Consider the following 17,311-nt stretch of genomic DNA (forward strand, 5'->3'; position numbering starts at 1 on the left):
GCGGGGTTAGGGAGGGTGAGGCTCCGGGTTAGGGGGTACGACGGCGGCGGGCCGGGGACGCTGCCACCAGCAGGGCGGCGATTGCCACCGCCGCGCTCAGGACCAGCCCGGGCCGGTATTGATCGAGCATTGCCGCGGCGCTGACCGTGCCACCGGACCCGCCAGCGTTGCCGCCGCTCACGATGGCGGTTGTCACGGCAAGGACCAAGGCAGCACCCACCTGCGTGCTGGTCTGGATAAGCCCGGCAGCCAGTCCTTGCTCCGAATCCCGGATGCCTGCGGTGGCCTGGACGTTGATGGACGGGAAGGCCAAAGCGAACCCGATGCCCAGGAGGATGACCGACGGCAGGATATCCAGCACGTAGTTCGGTGAGGTACCGACGCGCAGGAACAGGACGTACCCCAATCCCAGGGCGGTGAGTCCGGTGAGGATCAGCTTGGGCGCACCGAACTTGTCGATGAACCGGTCCGCGAACGGGGCACTGCTCGCAACCAGAAGGCCTGTGGGGAGCAAGGCCAACGCCATTGCCAGCGGAGACCAGCCGAGCACCGACTGCAGGAACATCGTCAGGATGAACTGGAAGCTCAAGTAGGACCCGAAGAGACCGATAGCGCTCAAATTGGCGCGGGCCACCCATCCTTCGCGCAGGATGCCGAAACGGATAAGCGGGTGCTTGACGCGGTTCTCGATGACGGCAAAGGTTGCCAGCACGGCTGCGGAGATGGCGAATCCGGCGATTGTTGCCACAGATCCCCAACCCTTTTCCGGAGCTGAAACCAGTGTGTATACGAGGCCGAGCATGCCGAGCGCGAGGGTGACGGCGCCCCAGATATCGTGCCCGCTGTTGTGCGCGGACGGCTTGTCCTTGGGGATAAACCTCATGCCAAGCAACACGACTGCCACCGCGATCGGCACCGAAACCAGGAAGGTCCAGCGCCAGCTCAGGCTGGTCATGAGTCCGCCCACCACGAGGCCGAGCGAGAACCCGCTGGCACCGAAGGTGGTGAAGATGGACAAGGCCTTGTTGCGCTCGCGGCCTTCGGCGAAGTTGGTGGTGATGATCGAGAACCCGGTGGGGGCCGTGAATGCGGCCGCCAGTCCCTTGACGAAGCGTGTTGCGATCAGGAGGGTGGGGTCATCCACCAGCCCGCCCAAGAGTGAGGCGGCGGCGAAGATTGTCAGTGCGATCAGGAAGATCCGACGCCGGCCCAGCAGGTCCGCGAGCCGGCCGCCGAGCAGGAGGAGGCTACCGTAGCCGAGGACGTAGGCGGAGACAATCCACTGCAGGGAATCGGTTCCGAGGTGCAGTTCGTGGCCGATGGAGGGGAGGGCGACCCCGACCATGGAGACATCGAGGCCATCCAGGGCCAGGACCGTGCAGACCACCATGAGGAGCAGCCACTGGGCACGGGTCCAGCGGACGGCTGCGTGAAGCTGTTCGGCAGATCTAGTGAGGGTGCTTGGTGAAGTCATGGCATCAATCTATATGACGCGTCATTCAATGACAAGGAATATGACTGGGAATCTTATGACGTGGACTTTAATTGGCCTGTCGACTAGAATGGGGCCATGGCAACAACGCAAGACCGCCAGCTGGTTGAGCAATGGCGCGGCATCCAGAACTCGTATTTCCGCACAGCGTCGGCCCTTGAGCGCGCCCTCGAAGCAAGGTTCCACATAGGCCTGAATGAGTTCGAAATCCTGGACCTCGTTGCTGAATGTGCCGATGCCGAGTGCCGCATGAAGGCCTTGGGCGAACGCACTCCCATGACCCAGAGCGCCGTTTCCAAGGTGGTGGACCGCCTTGAAAAGGCCGGGCTTGTTTCACGCCAGACCTGCACGGACGATCGCCGCTCGCTGTACCTCGAACTCACCGACGCCGGCCGTATCCTTCACGCGGATGCCGCCGTCGAGCACCGCTCGCTCCTGAAGGAAAACCTCGGCGAGTAGCCCGGCATGGCCTGACGAGTGTGGCCGCGAGGCGGCTAGGTAAAAAGTCGAGTGTTCCCATTCAACTTGGCTGTTGCCACAATGGGACGAGCGCGCCCGGATTGGGGAGGTGCGCCTGTCCCGGGAGTTGTTGTGGGTAAGCATCACGAGTCCGGCCAGGTTGTTGACCTGGTTCTTTCAAGAAAATTCCGTCGAGTCGTGTCGGCATGCTTTCTCGCTGTCATGGTGATGCTCGCATTCGGCTTCCAGGGGCCCGCTTCGGGCCGATCCGTAGATGGAACGTTGGCCGCCGATCCGTCGCTCGCCATGGGACAAGTCGGACCCGGCATGCTTCCTACGGACGGTGCCACGGGCAGTGCGGGCGTGCCGTCCAGCCAATCCGCTGCCCCGGTGCCGGCCAGTGGCGGCGCCACCGTCTCGTTTGAACGGTCCCCGGTGCAGACCCTGGACAAGAACGGCGTGGGCACGCTCAACGTTGCCTCCAGCTCCCTTGACCGACCCGGCGCCGGGAAGCTTTACGCCCCGCTTGTAACGCTGGTCCCAAGCTCGCCCTTCGGGCTGAGGATCGACCCCATTACCGGCTTGCCCGGCGAATTCCACTGGGGCCAGGACTTCGCCGCGGCCTGCGGAACGCTTGTCTACGCCGCCGACTCCGGAGTGGTCCGCGCTGTCGGCTGGCACCCCTGGGGCGGCGGCAACCGCGTGGAAATCGATCACGGCAACGGCCTGGTCACCACGTACAACCACCTACAGGGGATCGCCGTCACCAGGGGGGAATCGATACGGGTTGGCCAAGTGATCGCCCGGGTAGGAACCACCGGTTCTTCCACCGGCTGCCATCTGCACTTCGAAACAATCCTTAACGGCGTGTACACCAACCCGATGAACTGGACGTTCCTGCCGACAAAGCAAGTGGATCCGCTCGGCGACATTCCCATGGTCAGCTACCAGCCCGGTTCCGCAACAGCCACCTCGCCCGGATCAGTCTGGTCCGTCCCGGGGGCCATCCCCACCGATCCGGGTGCGGTGCCTGCACAACAAGCCGTGACCGGCGGGGTGCAGGAGGCAACAGTTGCGCCGCCGAGTGCGACGACGGCACCGCCTTCAGCAAGCACCAGCCCGACGGCGACTGCGAGCCCAAGTGCGACGCCGAAGCCGAGTACGACGGCGACCCCGTCGCCGACCGTGACTCCGACGCCAACCGTTACCCCAACGCCTACGGTGACGCCGACCCCCACCAATACGGCGACGCCCACCCCGAGCGCGACGACGGCCGAGCCCACCGTCACACCGAGCCCGACGCCAAGCGCGACCGAGGCAACAACATCCGGCCAACCGACGTCGCAAGCGCCCGTGGTCACGCAAGCGCCGGTAACCCAAGCTCCCGTGGTGACTGTCCCGATGCCAACCGTGACTCAAACGCAAGCGGTCCCGACCGCTCACGCCACTTCCAGCCCGACCATTTCCAGTCCGGCGCCGACTACGCCGGCGAGCCCACCGCCGGCGAGCCCATCACCGACCAGCTCGGCCACGACCGCTGCCAGCACGAAACCATCGACGCCGGGCGCGAAACCTTAGGCGAGGCCGTGCTTCCCCGCGCCACGTAGACTCGAAGATGGCAATGTGCCGAGTTCGACGTCGTAAGGAAGCGTTTCAATGTCCCCGCTCTACAGCATCCCGCTCACGTTCAATGACGGCTCCGAGGGTGATTTCGGCCGTTTCGAGGGGAAGGCCGTGCTGGTGGTCAACGTTGCGTCCGCCTGCGGTTACACTCGCCAATACGCGGGACTCGAAGACCTTTACCGGAAATATCACGACCAGGGGCTCGAGATCCTCGGAGTGCCGTGCAACCAGTTCGGCGGCCAGGAGCAGGGTTCCGACGCCGAAATCGCCGAGTTCTGCCAGCGCAACTTCGGGGTGTCGTTCCCGCTGACGAGCAAGACCAACGTCCTCGGCAAGGAGCAGCATCCGCTGTATGCCGAAATGACGCGCACGGAAGACGGTTCCGCGCCGCAAAGAGTGAAGTGGAACTTCGAGAAATTCCTCGTGAGCCGCGAAGGAGAGGTGCTCGCCCGCTTCCCGTCCGCCGTCGAGCCCGATTCCGAAGAGTTGATCGGCGCGATCGAAACCGCCCTCGAAGGGGCGAGCAACTAAAGCGCTCGGCACTATAGCCGCGTGCTCGATCCCCGAATGATGAAGCGGCCGTCGGTTCCGGCTTGCCCGGACGCGGGTTCTCCGCCCAATTGCTTGACGAGGGCGGCGACGGCGGCCCTCGCCAAGACCTCGGGTTCGAGGTCCACTGCGCTGATGGGGGGAACGCTGTTGCGGGTCTGCTCGGAGTCCGAGCCTGCGACGAGGAGCATGTCGTCAGGGGTTCCGACGCCGGATTCCGCCAAGCGGGCCATAAGCCCGGCCGCGTGTCGGCCGGTAAGGCAGTATACGGCGTCGGGCCTGTCCGCCATGCCGAGGAGTTCTTCGCCGATCGCCCTTCCGCCGGCGGTGCCGCTAGTCTCCCGCTGGGCCAGGATGAGGGGTTCCTGGCCGCGCTCCGAACACCATTCCCGGTAGCTGGCTTCCGAACTGATGTTCCAGGAGTTGCGGTCTGTCCCGACGGCGATCGCCACCCGCCGTGCACCGTTTTCCTCGAGGTGGTGGAGGACTTGGCGGGTGATTTTGGCGGTGTTGGGCTCAATCCACGCGTCGTAGGAGGGCCGGCCGAGATCCTTGCCGACTGTGAGCAGTGGGATTCCTTCAGTTTGGAGGAGGTCGATGACGGGATCGTTTTCCACGGGTTCGGTGATGATGAACCCGTCGGCCGCCAATGCGACGCTCGGGGTTTCGGGCAGGGTGGGATCGCTGAGGAGCATGAGTCCGTAGCCGTGTTCCAGGGCGCTGAGCGAAGCGGCGCCGGCGAAGCGCAGGAAGTAGTCGACGCCTTCGGGCTGGAACGATTCGAGGGTGTCCAGCGGACGGAGCACCAGGGCGAGGATGCCCAGGCGATTGCTCCGGAGGCCGCTCGCGACGGCGTTGGGACGGTAGCGTAGCCGCCTCGCCGTATCGATGACCCGCGCCCGCGTGGATTCGGCGACGATCCCCTTTCCGCTCAACGCGTGGGAAACCGTGGTCACGGAAACTCCCGCTTCCCGGGCTACCTCGCGGATGGTGGAGCGTCCAATTCGCTGCGTCATAGCTGCAAGGGTAAGCCTTCCAAACGCTTCACCGAAATCGTTTTGTTTATTTTCCCGGAACTCTTGCCCAAAACGTTTTGGGTGATTACCGTCACTTCCACGACCAGCCGATGGGGCGGCTCTTACCCAAAGAATTACGGGAGAACCTTTGAACAAGAAAATCATCAGTGCGGGAGCCGCTGGCCTGTTGCTCCTCCTCACCGGATGCCACGGCGGCGCGGCCGCAAAAGCCCCGGATCCGAGCAACCAGAAGGACCTGCTCGTCACCACCCCGGCACCCACAACCAACCTCGACAAGATCGTGTGGAACAACAACTTCGGCGAACCGCCGTCGATCGATCCCATCAAGAGCGCCGACTATCCCGCGAGCGGAGTAGTTTCCAACCTCTGCGAGAGCCTCTTCCAGATCCAGCCGGATTTCTCCATCAAGCCGAACCTGGCCAAGAGTGTCAAGAACATCGACAACACCACCTACGTCTACCAACTCCAGGAGGGAGTGACCTTCTGGGACGGCCAGCCCATGACCGCGGATGACGTCGTCTTCAGCCTCAAACGGCACCTCGATCCCAACGAAATCAGCTACTGGGCCTCCGACGTCACCGCCAACATTGCCGCCGTCGAGAAGACCGGACCGAACGAGGTGACCGTCAAGCTCAAGAGCCCCGACGCCACCTTCGACAACCAGCTCGCGACGCCGGTGGGGGCCGTCGTCGAGCAGGCGCAGCGCGAAAAGGCCGGTGCCGACTACGGAAACCCGGGAGCCGGCGTCATGTGCACGGGACCCTACTCGGTGGGCGAATGGAAGCAAGGCGTCTCCATCACCCTTGACCGTTACGACGGGTACTGGAACACAGCGAAGAAGGCCAAGACCAAGCAGGTCGAAATCCAATTCATCACCGACCCCAGCTCGATCGCCAACGCGCTCGCCACGGGTGCCATCGACGGAAGCTACGACGTTCCCCTCAGCGCCATCAACCAGCTCTCAAGCTCCACCAACGGCCAGCTCTACTACGGCAAATCCCTGCAAAACATGGCCATCATCAGCACCGGCACGGGAACCCTCGGCGATCCGGCCGTCCGCAAGGCGCTCACCCTAGCGACCGACCGCGAAGCGATCGCCAAGACCGTCTTCGAAGGGACGTCGACGGCGGCACAATCGCTGGTGCCGAACGGCGGCTGGAACTACGGTGCCCAGATTTTCGCCGATGCCCGCAAGGACCTTCCGCCCACCACCCCCAACATCGACGAAGCGAAGAAAGTCCTGAAAGAGGCCAAAGTCGACTTGAACAAGCCCATCAAGATCGTCTACCCGATTGACCGGACGTTCTACGCCGACATCATCTCGGAATTCGCCAACGCCGGGGCAAAGCTTGGGCTCAAGATCGAGCCGAGCGGCGTGCCGGGTGCGCAATTCGGCGCGTTCTTCTCCGACCCGAAAGCCCGCGCGGGAGCCGACGCCTTCGTCACCACGAACTACATGAATGTGGCCGACCCCCTCATCCACCTCGGCGCGATCGCCGGACCGAAGGGCATGCAGAACTACTCCGGGTTCTCCGATCCGCAGATCACCGAACTGCTGGCCAAGGCCAAGGCGACCTCGGACGATGACGCCCGGGCAAAACTCACCGCCCAAGTCGAAGCCCTGGTGATGGACAAGGAACCCTGGCTTCCCGTCGTCGACAGCTCAACGCGGCTCTTCATGAGCAAGCGCGTCACGGGCGTTCCCGCCTCGTTCGTCTACCTCTACTACCCCTGGGCTGCCGATCTCGGCGGCACCGGCAAATAGGACGAAAACGTGAGATTCCTTGCCCGAAGGCTCAGCGCGCTCGTGGGAGTGCTCCTTGCCTCAAGCATGATCGTGTTCGGCGCCCTGTACCTGGCGCCGGGCAGCCCCGAGCAATTCCTGGTCCAGGGACGAACTGTGAGCCCCGAAGTCCTCGCGGCGATCCGAAGCCAGTACTCCCTGGACGACCCCCTGCCGATCCGCTATTGGAAGTGGCTCAGTGGGCTTTTCACGAGTGACCTTGGCCGCTCGTTGCTCACGCAGCAAGACGTCGGAGCCCTCATCGCGAGCCGGATTCCCACAACCCTCTCGCTCGCGGCATTTGCGGCCGTGCTCATCATCGCCTTCGGGGTTGGCCTCGGCATCCTGGCCGGAACCCGTGGCGGCTTCGCCGAGCGCATCGTGATTTTCGCGTCGAACCTGGGAATTGCCGTGCCCACGTTCTTCGCGGCCCTTGTCCTCATGTCGGTCCTCAGCGTCGGATTGGGATGGTTCCCGGTGTTCGGAGCGGGCGACGGCGTCGTCGACCGGATCTGGCACCTCACCCTCCCGGCCCTTGCGTTGTCGCTGCCCGCCATCGCCGTGGTCGCCAGGATCACGCGCACGGCGATTGTCGACGAGAGCGAATCCGAGCACGTCCTCATCGCGGTCGCGCGCGGTTTGCCGAAACGGATCATCCTCTGGCGGCATACCGTCCGGAACTCGCTGCTCCCTGTTAGCACGGCTGTAGGCATGCAGATTGCCGGACTGATCGCCGGTGCGTTCGTTGTCGAATACGCGTTCACCCTGGACGGGATCGGCGCCTTGTTGGTCAATTCGGTCCAACGCAAGGACTTCGCCGTCGTGCAAGCGATCGCCCTCATCATGGTGGTGGCTTTCGGCGTGGTCAACCTCCTGGTCGACCTGCTCTACGCCATCATCGACCCCCGCGTCCGCTTGGAGAAAGGCCGGTCATGACTTCAAACGAATCAGCAGTCCTGGGCACCCAACCGGCGGCAACGCCCCAACGGTTGCCCGCCGCCGCCGGACGCCTCACCTCGCTGCGCCGCCGACTCGGTTGGGTGGGCATCGCCTGTGCCGGGATCGTCGCCGTCGTGGTCCTCGCCGCCCTGGCCGGCCAATTCCTGGTGCCGTACGACCCAACCGTCGGGTCAGTGACACAACGACACCTCGGCTACAGCGCCGAACATCTGCTGGGAACCGACCAAGCCGGGCGCGACATCTTCTCCCGGTTGCTCGCGGGGGCCAGGACGAGCCTCATCGGGCCGCTCATCGTGGTGATCACGACGGCGGTAGCCGGCTCAGCACTGGCGCTCGCCGCTGTGTGGTTCGGCGGGAAGACGGACGCCTTCATTGGCCGCGTGCTTGATGTGCTGTTCGCTTTCCCGAGCCTGCTGCTCGCGATCCTTGGCGTTGCGATCTTCGGGCCCGGAATCGTGACAGCGTCCATCGCGCTCGCCGTGGCGTATGTTCCTTACAGTGCCCGGGTGATCCGCAGCGTGGCACTCCGGGAACGGAACCTGCCGTACGTGAAAGCCGCCGAACTCCAAGGTATCAACGGGCTCACCATCACCCTCCGCCACGTGCTGCCGAACGTGTGGACGCAGATCCTCACCGGATCCACCATCAATTTCGGCTACGCGATCGTGGATCTGGCGGCACTGTCTTTCCTGGGCCTCGGCATCCAGCCACCGGCGGCGGACTGGGGCCTCATGATCTCGAACGGCCAGGAATCCCTGCAGCAAGGCTTCCCGGAACAGAGCCTCTACGCGGGCTTGTGCATCGTGGTGACGGTCGCGGCGATGGCGTACATCGGCGAACGGCTGGGTGGCCGGGCCGCGGCCGGAAGGAGCAAACAATGATCGATATCGACAACCTCGAACTCAGCATCACGGATCCGGAATCCGGCACTGTGAAACCGGTGCTCAAGGGAATTTCGCTCTCAATCCAACGCGGTGAGGCCGTGGGCTTGGTGGGCGAATCGGGCAGCGGAAAGTCCATGACGCTCCGTTGCATCCTCGGGATCGAACCGCGCAACTCCACGGTCAGTGGCGACATCGTGTTCGACGGCGAGAACCTCCGAGCCCTGCCGGCGGAGCGCATGCGCCGGCTTCGCGCCGACAAAATCGCGCTCATTTCACAGAACCCGCACGCCGCCCTCAACCCGGTCCTTCCGATCGAGACCTACTTGCTCGAAGGAATGGCCGATGCCCATCGCCGCAACGCCCAGGCCACCCGTGCCCGGGCCGCCGACATGCTTGAGCAAGTGGGAATCCGCAGCGTGGACCGCGTACTGAAGGCGTTCCCGCACCAATTGTCAGGGGGCATGCTCCAGCGTGTGGTGATTGCCGGCGCGATCTCCGGGAAGCCAGGGTTGCTGTTGGCGGACGAGCCGACGACGGCCCTAGACGTGACCACCCAAGCCGAAGTCGCGGCCATCCTCGACGAGAAACGCCGAGACCTCGGGATGTCCATGATCTTCGTAACGCACGACCTCGACCTCGCGGCCGCCGTCTCGGACAGGCTCGCCGTCATGAGGCACGGCGAAATCGTGGAAATCGGGACCCCGGAGCAGATCCGCGACAGCCCGCAGCATCCATACACCCGGATGCTGATGAGTATCCGTCCGACGCTCAGTGGCACCCCCGCAGGGGGAACAGCGTACGACGGCGGCAGCACCGCCGTCGGGATCCCCACCGGCGGCGGGACTGCAGTCGCGCGAGTCTCCGCCGCGGGAAACTCCGCCTCGAGCGTCGCCGCCGAAACCCAGATCGGGAGCACCCTCTGATGGCCAACATCATCGAAGTAGCAGGACTCAACAAGACCTTCCGGATGAGCAGCAAACACGAACCTGTCCGCGCCCTCGACGACGTGGCCGTCAGCGTACGGGAGGGAAGTTGCATGGCAGTGGTGGGCGAATCCGGCTCGGGGAAGACGACGCTGGCCCGGGTGCTGGTTGGCCTGGAGACCAAGGATTCGGGCGAGGTGGCGATCGGGGGCAATCCTGTGACGGCGTCGCTCAAACGGAAGGAGCAACGAAGCCGGGCGCGCGCCATCCAGATGGTTTTCCAGGACCCGAACGGTTCCCTGAACCGCCGCCTGCCCGTGGGGAGTGCGGTGGACGAGGTCCTTCGCGCGCATTTCCCGCTCACCGCCGTGCAACGTAGGGAACGTGTGGCGGAACTTTTCGCGAGCGTCGGCCTCAACGAGGGACATGCGCAATCTTTGCCGTCCGCGCTGTCCGGCGGCCAGAAGCAGCGCGTGGCGATCGCACGGGCCTTCGCCGCGGAGCCCAAAATCATCGTCCTGGACGAAGCGGTTTCGGCCCTCGACGTTTCCGTGCAGGCCCAAGTGCTCGAACTCCTGCACGAGCTGCGGCGGGACAAGGGCCTGACGTACCTCTTCATCACCCACGACCTGTCCGTGGTCCGCAACATCGCCGACGACGTGATCGTGATGCGGCGCGGACAAGTCCTCGAACGGGGGCCGGTGGGCGACGTGCTCGACCGGCCCCTGACCGCCTACACCCGACTCCTCCTGGAGTGCGCGCCGAAACCCGGCTGGAAACCGAGGCGCGGAGTCATAGAACACCTCAATTCAGAGATCGCGAGCTAGTAATCCATGAACCAGAAAATCGACACCCGACGAACCATCATCGCCGTCGACTCCCACAGTCCTTTCGAAAGGGGTACCCAGCGCAGTGAGGCGCTCGGGGAGGAACTCCCTGGCGGGATCGCGCTGTACGGGAAGCTGTTCCGCACGGTCGGAGTCAAGGAAGAAACCGTGCGCGCGGACGCCGAGCGGATCATCGACGCCGTTGCGGACTGGTCTCCCACGCTGGTCGACGAGATGCGCGGCGTTGCTGCCGGGGCCGGCGTCGAGCCCTGGCAGGTGGCCGCCCTCAACGCCCGGACCGAGATCCTTTCGCAAGCTCTTGGTACCCGGCCCGGGGAATGTTCGACCATTGGCAGGGTGGCCGACCACGTCTTCGGCGTCCAAACCTGGGACTGGCATGAGGAACTCGACCCCCATTGGCACCTTCAAAGTGTCGCAGGGACAAAACGCTCGTTTGTGGGGCTGACGGAGCACGGCATGCTCAGCAAGATCGGAATGAACGACGCCGGGGTGTCAGTGTTCCTCAACATCCTGGGACACCGGGACGACCACCCGAGCGGCGTACCCATTCACCTGCTCACTGCGGAAATACTCGCCAACGCGTCGTCGGTAGAAGAAGGAGTGGACATTGTGCGGTCAGCCCGCGTGACGACGTCCAGCGCGTTGACCATCATGGATGAATTCCGTGCCGTCACTGTCGAAATCAGCCCGGATTCGGTGGTCGTCATCCAGCCCGAGGACGGTACGCTGGCCCACACCAACCACTTCCTCGACGAGCTGCTCGGAGCCGGCGAGAAGCCCGGCCTTTACGATCCCGATTCCCAAGACCGCTTGGCGTTGGTGCATTCCCGGCTTCGGAGGTATCCGGTATCGACCGGGGTGGACGACATCCTGCCCTTTCTCTATTCCGACCCCGGGCAGCCAGGAATCTGCTGCGTCCCGAAGCCCGACGCGACATTCGGCAACCGCTGGGCAACCCTCGCGACCGTCACGATGGAAAACCGCAAGCGCGAAATGCGAGTGGCCAACGGGACCCCGATCGACGCCCGGACCGAGGAGTGGATGGTCATGACGCCGGGCAGGTGAGCGGGGTCGGCCGGATGGGCTCGATAGGTGAGCGGGCGTCGGCCGGATCGGCTCGATAGGTGAGCGGGGGTCGGTGGGGGAGCGGCTGGCTAGCGGCGCGGTGCTCCGGCGTATCCGGCCCCGGCTTTGACCCTGCGATCCTGTGTTTTCCGTTGCGGAATGTAGATACCGGCTTCGGCCAGCCTGCGTTTGGTCTCTTCAGGGCTGACGTACTCGCCGACGGTCGGGGAGCTGCCCAACGGAACCACCGAATGCACGATCGTTTCCTCGTAGACGTGCACCAGGTTGTAGCCTTGGGCGCCGTCCCGTCCCCGCGTGCCGCCCCGCTGGACGTTCAGGTCTTGCGTGTAGCAGGTCGCGGAAGCCACCGATACCGGGATGCCGGCGAACGTGGCCGTCGTCGAATAGTGCAGGTGGCCGCCCAGGATCGAGCGGACATCGGTATCGCGTACGACGTCGGCCAGTGCGGTTTGGTCGCGCAGCTCCACCAACACTGCGAGGTCGAGGACGCTCGGAACCGGAGGGTGGTGAAGGGCGAGGATGGTGCCTTCGGGCGCCGGGGTACCCAGTTCCGCAGCCAACCAGTCGAGCTGTTCCTCGCTGAGTTCGCCGTGATGGAATCCGGGAACGGTGGTGTCCAAGGTAATGATCCGCAGGCCGTTGAGGAAGTATCTGTGGTCGACGGGTGCGTCATTGTCCACTTGGCCGTACAGGCCGGCCCGGAAGTTGCCGCGGTCGTCGTGGTTGCCCATTGCCCAAATGACGTGCGCACCGATTGCGCGGCAAGCAGGCTCGACGATCTCCTTCAGCTTGGCGTAAGCGTCGGGTTCGCCTTGGTCGGCCAGGTCGCCGGTGAAGATCACGGCTTCGGGGCGGACCCGCGACGCGCGGATTTCCTCGAAAAGTTGTCGCAGCTTGGCTTCGCTGTCCACGGCACCGTAAAGCGGTTCCGGGCCACCCAACAGATGGGGGTCGCTCACGTGCAGAAGGACGTGGTTCGGCCGAGGATGTTCAGCCTCGATGAGCTCCATTGCTACCTTCGGGTCGGTAGGAGACGGCGCCTCCAGTGTCTGCCCCAATAAACCCCATACAACCAGACAGAAGGCTAACGCGGGGTAACTTACCGACGGAAAGTTGGATAATTACTTGCCAAACATGAGCGGGTATCGGGGCCTATTTCTCCCACGGGGCCTTGATCGGGAAGTACTTTTCGAGGAAGTCCGTGACGAGCCGTTCGCGTTCGTCTGCCTCGACCTCGGGGAAGCTGCCGTCGTTGAGGCAGAAGAAATCCATGTTGCGCTTGGACAACAGGCTGGGCAGGTAGTGGAGCCCGGACCACCACGTGGTGTCCACGTACTTGACCCTGGCCGCCGTCTGCGTCACGGCCCGTCCCGTCAGCAACGAGTAGTAGTGGTAGAACGAGTTGGTCACGGAGATGTTGTCTGCGGCGCGGAACCGGCTGGCCGCGGTCTTGGCGAATTCCGCCGGGAATTCCCGCTCCATTTCGTCGATCACGCTGCGACGCAAAGGAGCCGCCGTGTGCTCCAGGTGGCGGGTGGTGATTCGCCCGAACCGCTCCCACAGCAGTTTCCGGTTGACACGCGCGGCGTTCTCGAAGCCGCTGCGTTCGGCGTCGTTCTCCCCGAGGCCGATCCGCGTGTTGGCCTCGATGAATTTGGTGATCCCGCCCGGAGTGAAGAACATGTCCGGTGCTACAGGCCGCCCAAAGAACATGTCGTCATTCGAATACAAGAAATGCTCCGAAAGGCCGTCGATGTGGTGCAGTTGGCATTCCACGGCCTGGGAATTGTGGGTGGGCAGGACTGACGGATCTTTGAAGAATTCCTCGCTCCGCACGATCCTGACGCTCGGGTGGTCCGCGAGCCAATTCGGCACGGGGGAGTCGGTGGCGATGTAGATGCGGCGGATCCACGGCGCGTACATATATACGGAACGCAGCGCGTACTTGAGTTCGTTGATTTGCCGGAACCGGGCCTCGTTGTCATCACCCGATCCCACGACGACGTCCTTCATCTGAGCGCGCCGGGCAGCGATGTATGCGGGATCGTTGCCGTCCACCCACGAAAAGACGATGTCGACGTCGTAATCGATATCGCTCGCGTGGTCGGCGAACATGTTCTCGATGGTCGGCCAGCTCAACCCATGGCGTTCCACAGTGCCGCGCACGGCGTCCTGCCGCAGCATGGTCCGCCGGGTCAGTGAGTTTTCCACCGGCAACACGAGCTGTTCGCCGTCGAACTCCCACAATTCCAGCTGCACGCCCAAGGAAGGACCGTACGTCAGCCCGCCACCGGGTTCCACGCGCGGACGGAAGAGCCGGAAAATGCGGGCTTTCCGGTTGTTCGACAGCTCGCCATCAGCCACAAGCAGCGTGGCCTTTTTGCGGGTGTCGACGGCCATGCAATAGAACGGTTCGTTCCGGAACGCGGTGACCAACGCCTGGCGCAGCTTCTTCCGGACCTTCCAGTCCACGGCGATCACGGGCCGGTGATCGTTGCCGCGGACCAGGATGAAGTCGAGGCCAGCCGCGTCCAACGCCGCGCGGACAAGCAGAAGGTCCTCCACCATTGCTTGTTGCGGCGTCCGGTTCCTGTTCACGAGGGTGTAGCGCCTGCGGTGACGGACGACGTCGGTACGGTGCTTAAGGCGCGCATCGGCGGCTGGCGACGTCGGCTCGGGAACGACCGTATCGTCGTCGGAGGCCGGGCTGCCGAAGTAGATCGCTTGCTGGTCCATGGCGTTGATTGCTGCCTCCAAAACTCGTAGTGGAGCGTGGACTGGCGTGGGCTCAGCCCACCAGGGCTTCGCGCCAGCTGCGCAGGAAGGCGCCTCCGGCGTCGTCGTGGATGGTTTCCTCGCCGAAGCCGAGGTCGGCCGCGGTCAGGATGTCGTACGGTTTGGTCGGCACACCGTCCGCCGGGCGGACATCGATGTGCTGGACGACGTGGTCGTTGTAGTGGAGCCAATCGGCCATGGCGTAGTCGGTGCGTGAATCTCCCACGGTACGCCAAGCCTTCGGGGTGATGCCTTGGGCGGCGAGGAGTTCCACCGCGCGGCTGGCGCCGAGGTCCTTGCCGAGCCGGATGGACTCGATGTCCGTGGAGATGATGGTGGGGTCGAGGCGGTAGTCAGCGGCGTCGTCGGAACCCGGTTCGTGGCGGTCCACGAGCGCGGCGGCGAGGCCGTGCCGGGCCAAGAGCTCCAAGGCGTCGGCATCGAAGAGCTTCTGCTCGGCCAGGTAGTCTTCGCTGGTCACGTCCAACTGCTGCTCGACGGACACCATGGCCCGCTTGGTTTCGTCGAAGAACATGTGCGTTGCGTAGTCTTCGGCAACCATCCGGCGGATGTCGTCTCCGTAAGCCTTCGGCACGGCGAGCTCGTGGTCCACATGGATGGGGCCCGCGCCGACCGACGTGTAGCTGAACCAGACAGCGCCTTTTTCGCAAATCGCGTGGACCACGGTTCCCGCCGGCATACCCGCCGCGATCATGGGGGCCATGACCTGCTCACGGATGAACGCGTCCGAGCGGCCGGTGTTGAAAATGACTGGAATGCCCGCGGAGGCCAACTTGACAAGGTCCGCGATGATTTCCGGCTTCACGTCCCGGGTCACGGGACTCGCGACAGGACCGTCGACGTCGAGGAGCAGGGCGAGGGCGGGAGCAGCCGGGTGTGTGGCGGCCGGAGTGTCAACAGTCATGATTCCATTCTGTCAGTCCGGCGCCGCGCCGGCCGGGTGTGACGAACGACGGCGGCAGTCGCCTTGGGAGCCAACGGTTACCTTTTGGCCACAACCTTGGAGGGCGGCTTCTTGAAAGTTCCCTTGGACGCCTGACTTCTCTAGGCTGGCACAGTGATCTTCAAAGCTGTGGGCGAGGGACGCCCGTACCCTGACCATGGTTATGCCACGCCAAAAGACTGGGCCTCGCTGCCGCCGCGCCCGGTCCGGCTCGACGAACTCGTCACCACCAAACGCACTTTGGACCTCGAGGCTTTGCTGGCCGAGGATTCCACCTTTTTCGGCGATCTTTTCCCGCACGTCGTCCAATACCAGGGAGTCCTTTACCTCGAGGACGGGCTCCACCGGGCCGTGCGCTCCGCGCTCCACCAACGCAGCGCAATTCATGCCCGAGTGCTGGTGATAGATGGTTAACGAGACAATCCCGGAAGAGCAGGTAGAGGTGCCCGAGAACGGCAACCCGAGGAAGCAACCGAAGCGTCCCAAAGACATGACGCAGCTCCACGGGCATCATGTTGTCAGCGGTTCGGAATTGCGCGCCACGTTCACGGATATGCCCGGACCGGAAGGCCACCCCGGGTGGTTACGCCGCCGGCTCCTGCACGGAATTGTCCTGGTATTGCTGGTTGGAGTGATCGCCGCCGGGATCGTGGGCGCGATCGCCGTCATGAACGGTACCATCCGCCTTCCCTCGGCTGCCATCACCCAGACGCCGGCCACGCTTTGCCCCACCACCGTTTTCGATTACACGCCCAACAACAAGGTGAGCGTCAACGTCTTCAATGCCACGGGGAGGGCAGGCCTCGCGAAAAGCGTCGCGGACCAGTTGACCGCCCGGGGATACAAGGTGCTCGGCGTCGACAACACGACGACGAGCTACACCGGCACGGCCGTGGTTGTGTCCGGATCCAGCGGGCAGGCCGCGGCGTTCAATATCCAGCGGAACATCGCCGGGACCGACTACTACCAGGACCAGCGCTCCAACGCGTCCGTAGACATCATTCTCGCGCCGGGGTTCTCAACGCTGGTCGACGCAGGACTTGTGGACAACACCCCTGGCAAGCTGAGTTGTCCCCGCGAAGACCAGCGGATCGCGGACAACTCGAAGCAACCGATCGTCCCGACGTCGAAGTAGCCCTGAACACGAAGTAGCCCGGCGGGACCGTCAGCTGACGCGCGCGGGCCGGCCGTCGTCGTCGAACCTTGCTCCCGCGCCCAACTGGATGAAACGCACCGTCTGGACCAACCGCTCCTCCAACTCTTCCGCTTCCGCCCCGTTTCCGCGGGCGGCGCTGGACGAAAGCGTTCCGTGGATGAGGCGCGCGAGTTGTTCCACGTCGGTGGACGGAAGATAGCCTGACGCGATGCCGTCGCGCAGGATGTCCTGGAGCAGCAGGTTGAGTTCGCCCACGTGGTCGGCGAGCTTCGCGAAGGACGACGGCGAGAGGACGGCCGCCATCGCGGGCCCGGGCGGCAAATGGCGGCGGCTGAGGTCCTCCACCTGGGCGCGGACGTAGAGGGCCAGGCGGTCGACCGGATTCTCCAAGGCAGCGAGGGAATCGCGGAGGTCGTCAAGGAAGCGCTCGGTCTCGTCCAACGCGTACGCGATCAGGAGTTGCTCCATGTCCGCGTAGTAGTTGTACACGGCCGTCCGTCCGACCCCGGCATGGCGCGCGACGTCGGTCATGGTCAGGCCCGGCAAGCCGTGCGTGAAGAGCAACTCGCCAAAGGCGGTCAGGATCCGGCGTCGGGTCTCAGCGCGTTGCGCCGCATTGCTCGCGGCCGTAATCCTAGGCATACAGACACTTTACAGTGATCTGTCAGCAAAGAGGGGTTGGGTGAGGCGGAGCTTTGCATCGCGGTTCTTTGAGGATTCTCCAATTATCCGCGTCAGCATTATGGACCTAATCAGGAGAGGGGAACATCAT

General features: G+C 64.1%; 17 protein-coding genes. 11 read left to right on the forward strand and 6 right to left on the reverse strand.

Features of this window, described 5'->3' with window-relative positions:
- Nucleotides 1–28 precede the first annotated feature (28 nt).
- Nucleotides 29–1,474: an MFS transporter gene (locus tag E1809_RS18520; protein WP_133205713.1), complete on the reverse strand. Its 1,446-nt coding sequence runs from the start codon at nt 1,472–1,474 to the stop codon at nt 29–31.
- Between the two features lie 96 nt (nt 1,475–1,570).
- Between E1809_RS18520 and E1809_RS18525 the strand changes: the two genes are divergently transcribed.
- The 3 genes from E1809_RS18525 (at nt 1,571) to E1809_RS18535 (ending at nt 4,105) form a co-directional block, all read left to right on the forward strand.
- Nucleotides 1,571–1,951 (forward strand): MarR family winged helix-turn-helix transcriptional regulator, encoded by a 381-nt coding sequence (locus E1809_RS18525; RefSeq protein ID WP_133205714.1) that lies wholly within the window; start codon nt 1,571–1,573, stop codon nt 1,949–1,951.
- A 198-nt stretch (nt 1,952–2,149) separates the two neighbouring features.
- Entirely contained in the window at nt 2,150–3,529 is a 1,380-nt protein-coding gene (locus E1809_RS27780; protein WP_268908718.1) for a peptidoglycan DD-metalloendopeptidase family protein, read from the forward strand.
- 78 nt (nt 3,530–3,607) lie between these two features.
- Nucleotides 3,608–4,105 carry a glutathione peroxidase gene (locus tag E1809_RS18535; RefSeq protein ID WP_133205715.1) on the forward strand — a complete coding sequence of 166 codons (498 nt, stop codon included), beginning with the start codon at nt 3,608–3,610 and terminating at the stop codon, nt 4,103–4,105.
- Nucleotides 4,106–4,116: 11 nt separating this feature from the next.
- Here E1809_RS18535 and E1809_RS18540 read toward each other — a convergent pair whose 3' ends face one another.
- A complete protein-coding gene (locus tag E1809_RS18540; RefSeq protein ID WP_133205716.1) occupies nt 4,117–5,139 on the reverse strand; it encodes a LacI family DNA-binding transcriptional regulator in 1,023 nt (340 codons plus the stop codon).
- 148 nt (nt 5,140–5,287) lie between these two features.
- Between E1809_RS18540 and E1809_RS18545 the strand changes: the two genes are divergently transcribed.
- Genes E1809_RS18545 through E1809_RS18570 form a run of 6 tightly spaced genes read left to right on the forward strand, consistent with a single transcriptional unit; the run spans nt 5,288 to nt 11,623 of the window.
- Entirely contained in the window at nt 5,288–6,925 is a 1,638-nt protein-coding gene (locus tag E1809_RS18545; protein ID WP_235835680.1) for an ABC transporter substrate-binding protein, read from the forward strand.
- Between the two features lie 9 nt (nt 6,926–6,934).
- The gene (locus E1809_RS18550) at nt 6,935–7,879 is read left to right on the forward strand and encodes an ABC transporter permease (protein WP_133205717.1); all 945 of its coding nucleotides are present in this window, start codon (nt 6,935–6,937) and stop codon (nt 7,877–7,879) included.
- Nucleotides 7,876–8,784, forward strand: a complete 909-nt coding sequence (locus tag E1809_RS18555) for an ABC transporter permease (RefSeq protein ID WP_133205718.1) — start codon at nt 7,876–7,878, stop codon at nt 8,782–8,784. Before E1809_RS18550 ends, E1809_RS18555 begins: the two co-directional genes overlap by 4 nt.
- Nucleotides 8,781–9,710, forward strand: coding sequence for an ABC transporter ATP-binding protein (locus E1809_RS18560; protein ID WP_133205719.1), 930 nt, complete (start codon nt 8,781–8,783; stop codon nt 9,708–9,710). The genes E1809_RS18555 and E1809_RS18560 overlap by 4 nt, the downstream gene beginning before the upstream one ends.
- On the forward strand, nt 9,710–10,537 hold the full coding sequence (locus tag E1809_RS18565) for an ABC transporter ATP-binding protein (RefSeq protein WP_133205720.1): 828 nt from the start codon (nt 9,710–9,712) through the stop codon (nt 10,535–10,537). The genes E1809_RS18560 and E1809_RS18565 overlap by 1 nt, the downstream gene beginning before the upstream one ends.
- A gap of 6 nt (nt 10,538–10,543) precedes the next feature.
- Entirely contained in the window at nt 10,544–11,623 is a 1,080-nt protein-coding gene (locus E1809_RS18570) for a C45 family autoproteolytic acyltransferase/hydolase (RefSeq protein WP_133205721.1), read from the forward strand.
- A gap of 89 nt (nt 11,624–11,712) precedes the next feature.
- On the opposite strand, the gene E1809_RS18575 is transcribed toward E1809_RS18570, so the two are convergent.
- The 3 genes from E1809_RS18575 to E1809_RS18585 all read right to left on the reverse strand — a co-directional run bounded on the left by E1809_RS18575 (nt 11,713) and on the right by E1809_RS18585 (nt 15,344).
- Nucleotides 11,713–12,654: a phosphodiesterase gene (locus E1809_RS18575; protein ID WP_133205722.1), complete on the reverse strand. Its 942-nt coding sequence runs from the start codon at nt 12,652–12,654 to the stop codon at nt 11,713–11,715.
- A gap of 142 nt (nt 12,655–12,796) precedes the next feature.
- Nucleotides 12,797–14,380, reverse strand: a complete 1,584-nt coding sequence (locus E1809_RS18580) for a stealth family protein (RefSeq protein ID WP_165962387.1) — start codon at nt 14,378–14,380, stop codon at nt 12,797–12,799.
- Between the two features lie 52 nt (nt 14,381–14,432).
- A complete protein-coding gene (locus E1809_RS18585) occupies nt 14,433–15,344 on the reverse strand; it encodes a Cof-type HAD-IIB family hydrolase (protein WP_133205723.1) in 912 nt (303 codons plus the stop codon).
- Nucleotides 15,345–15,497: 153 nt separating this feature from the next.
- Here E1809_RS18585 and E1809_RS18590 point away from each other — a divergent pair, with 153 nt between their 5' ends.
- Nucleotides 15,498–15,797 (forward strand): type II toxin-antitoxin system VapB family antitoxin, encoded by a 300-nt coding sequence (locus tag E1809_RS18590; RefSeq protein WP_133205724.1) that lies wholly within the window; start codon nt 15,498–15,500, stop codon nt 15,795–15,797.
- A gap of 76 nt (nt 15,798–15,873) precedes the next feature.
- Nucleotides 15,874–16,518 (forward strand): LytR C-terminal domain-containing protein, encoded by a 645-nt coding sequence (locus tag E1809_RS18595; RefSeq protein ID WP_133205769.1) that lies wholly within the window; start codon nt 15,874–15,876, stop codon nt 16,516–16,518.
- A 30-nt stretch (nt 16,519–16,548) separates the two neighbouring features.
- Here E1809_RS18595 and E1809_RS18600 read toward each other — a convergent pair whose 3' ends face one another.
- Entirely contained in the window at nt 16,549–17,181 is a 633-nt protein-coding gene (locus E1809_RS18600) for a TetR/AcrR family transcriptional regulator (RefSeq protein ID WP_133205725.1), read from the reverse strand.
- Nucleotides 17,182–17,311 lie beyond the last annotated feature (130 nt).

It is taken from the genome of Arthrobacter terricola (assembly GCF_004354015.1).
Lineage (GTDB): Bacteria > Actinomycetota > Actinomycetes > Actinomycetales > Micrococcaceae > Arthrobacter > Arthrobacter terricola.

Coding starts and splice junctions, on each gene's coding strand:
- E1809_RS18595 (WP_133205769.1), top strand. CDS start 15,874: ATGACGCAGCTCCACGGGCATCATGTTGTCAGCGGTTCGGAATTGCGC.
- E1809_RS18585 (WP_133205723.1), bottom strand. CDS start 15,344: ATGACTGTTGACACTCCGGCCGCCACACACCCGGCTGCTCCCGCCCTC.
- E1809_RS18540 (WP_133205716.1), bottom strand. CDS start 5,139: ATGACGCAGCGAATTGGACGCTCCACCATCCGCGAGGTAGCCCGGGAA.
- E1809_RS18555 (WP_133205718.1), top strand. CDS start 7,876: ATGACTTCAAACGAATCAGCAGTCCTGGGCACCCAACCGGCGGCAACG.
- E1809_RS18565 (WP_133205720.1), top strand. CDS start 9,710: ATGGCCAACATCATCGAAGTAGCAGGACTCAACAAGACCTTCCGGATG.
- E1809_RS18570 (WP_133205721.1), top strand. CDS start 10,544: ATGAACCAGAAAATCGACACCCGACGAACCATCATCGCCGTCGACTCC.
- E1809_RS18535 (WP_133205715.1), top strand. CDS start 3,608: ATGTCCCCGCTCTACAGCATCCCGCTCACGTTCAATGACGGCTCCGAG.
- E1809_RS18600 (WP_133205725.1), bottom strand. CDS start 17,181: ATGCCTAGGATTACGGCCGCGAGCAATGCGGCGCAACGCGCTGAGACC.
- E1809_RS18575 (WP_133205722.1), bottom strand. CDS start 12,654: ATGGAGCTCATCGAGGCTGAACATCCTCGGCCGAACCACGTCCTTCTG.
- E1809_RS18560 (WP_133205719.1), top strand. CDS start 8,781: ATGATCGATATCGACAACCTCGAACTCAGCATCACGGATCCGGAATCC.
- E1809_RS18580 (WP_165962387.1), bottom strand. CDS start 14,380: ATGGACCAGCAAGCGATCTACTTCGGCAGCCCGGCCTCCGACGACGAT.
- E1809_RS18520 (WP_133205713.1), bottom strand. CDS start 1,474: ATGACTTCACCAAGCACCCTCACTAGATCTGCCGAACAGCTTCACGCA.
- E1809_RS18525 (WP_133205714.1), top strand. CDS start 1,571: ATGGCAACAACGCAAGACCGCCAGCTGGTTGAGCAATGGCGCGGCATC.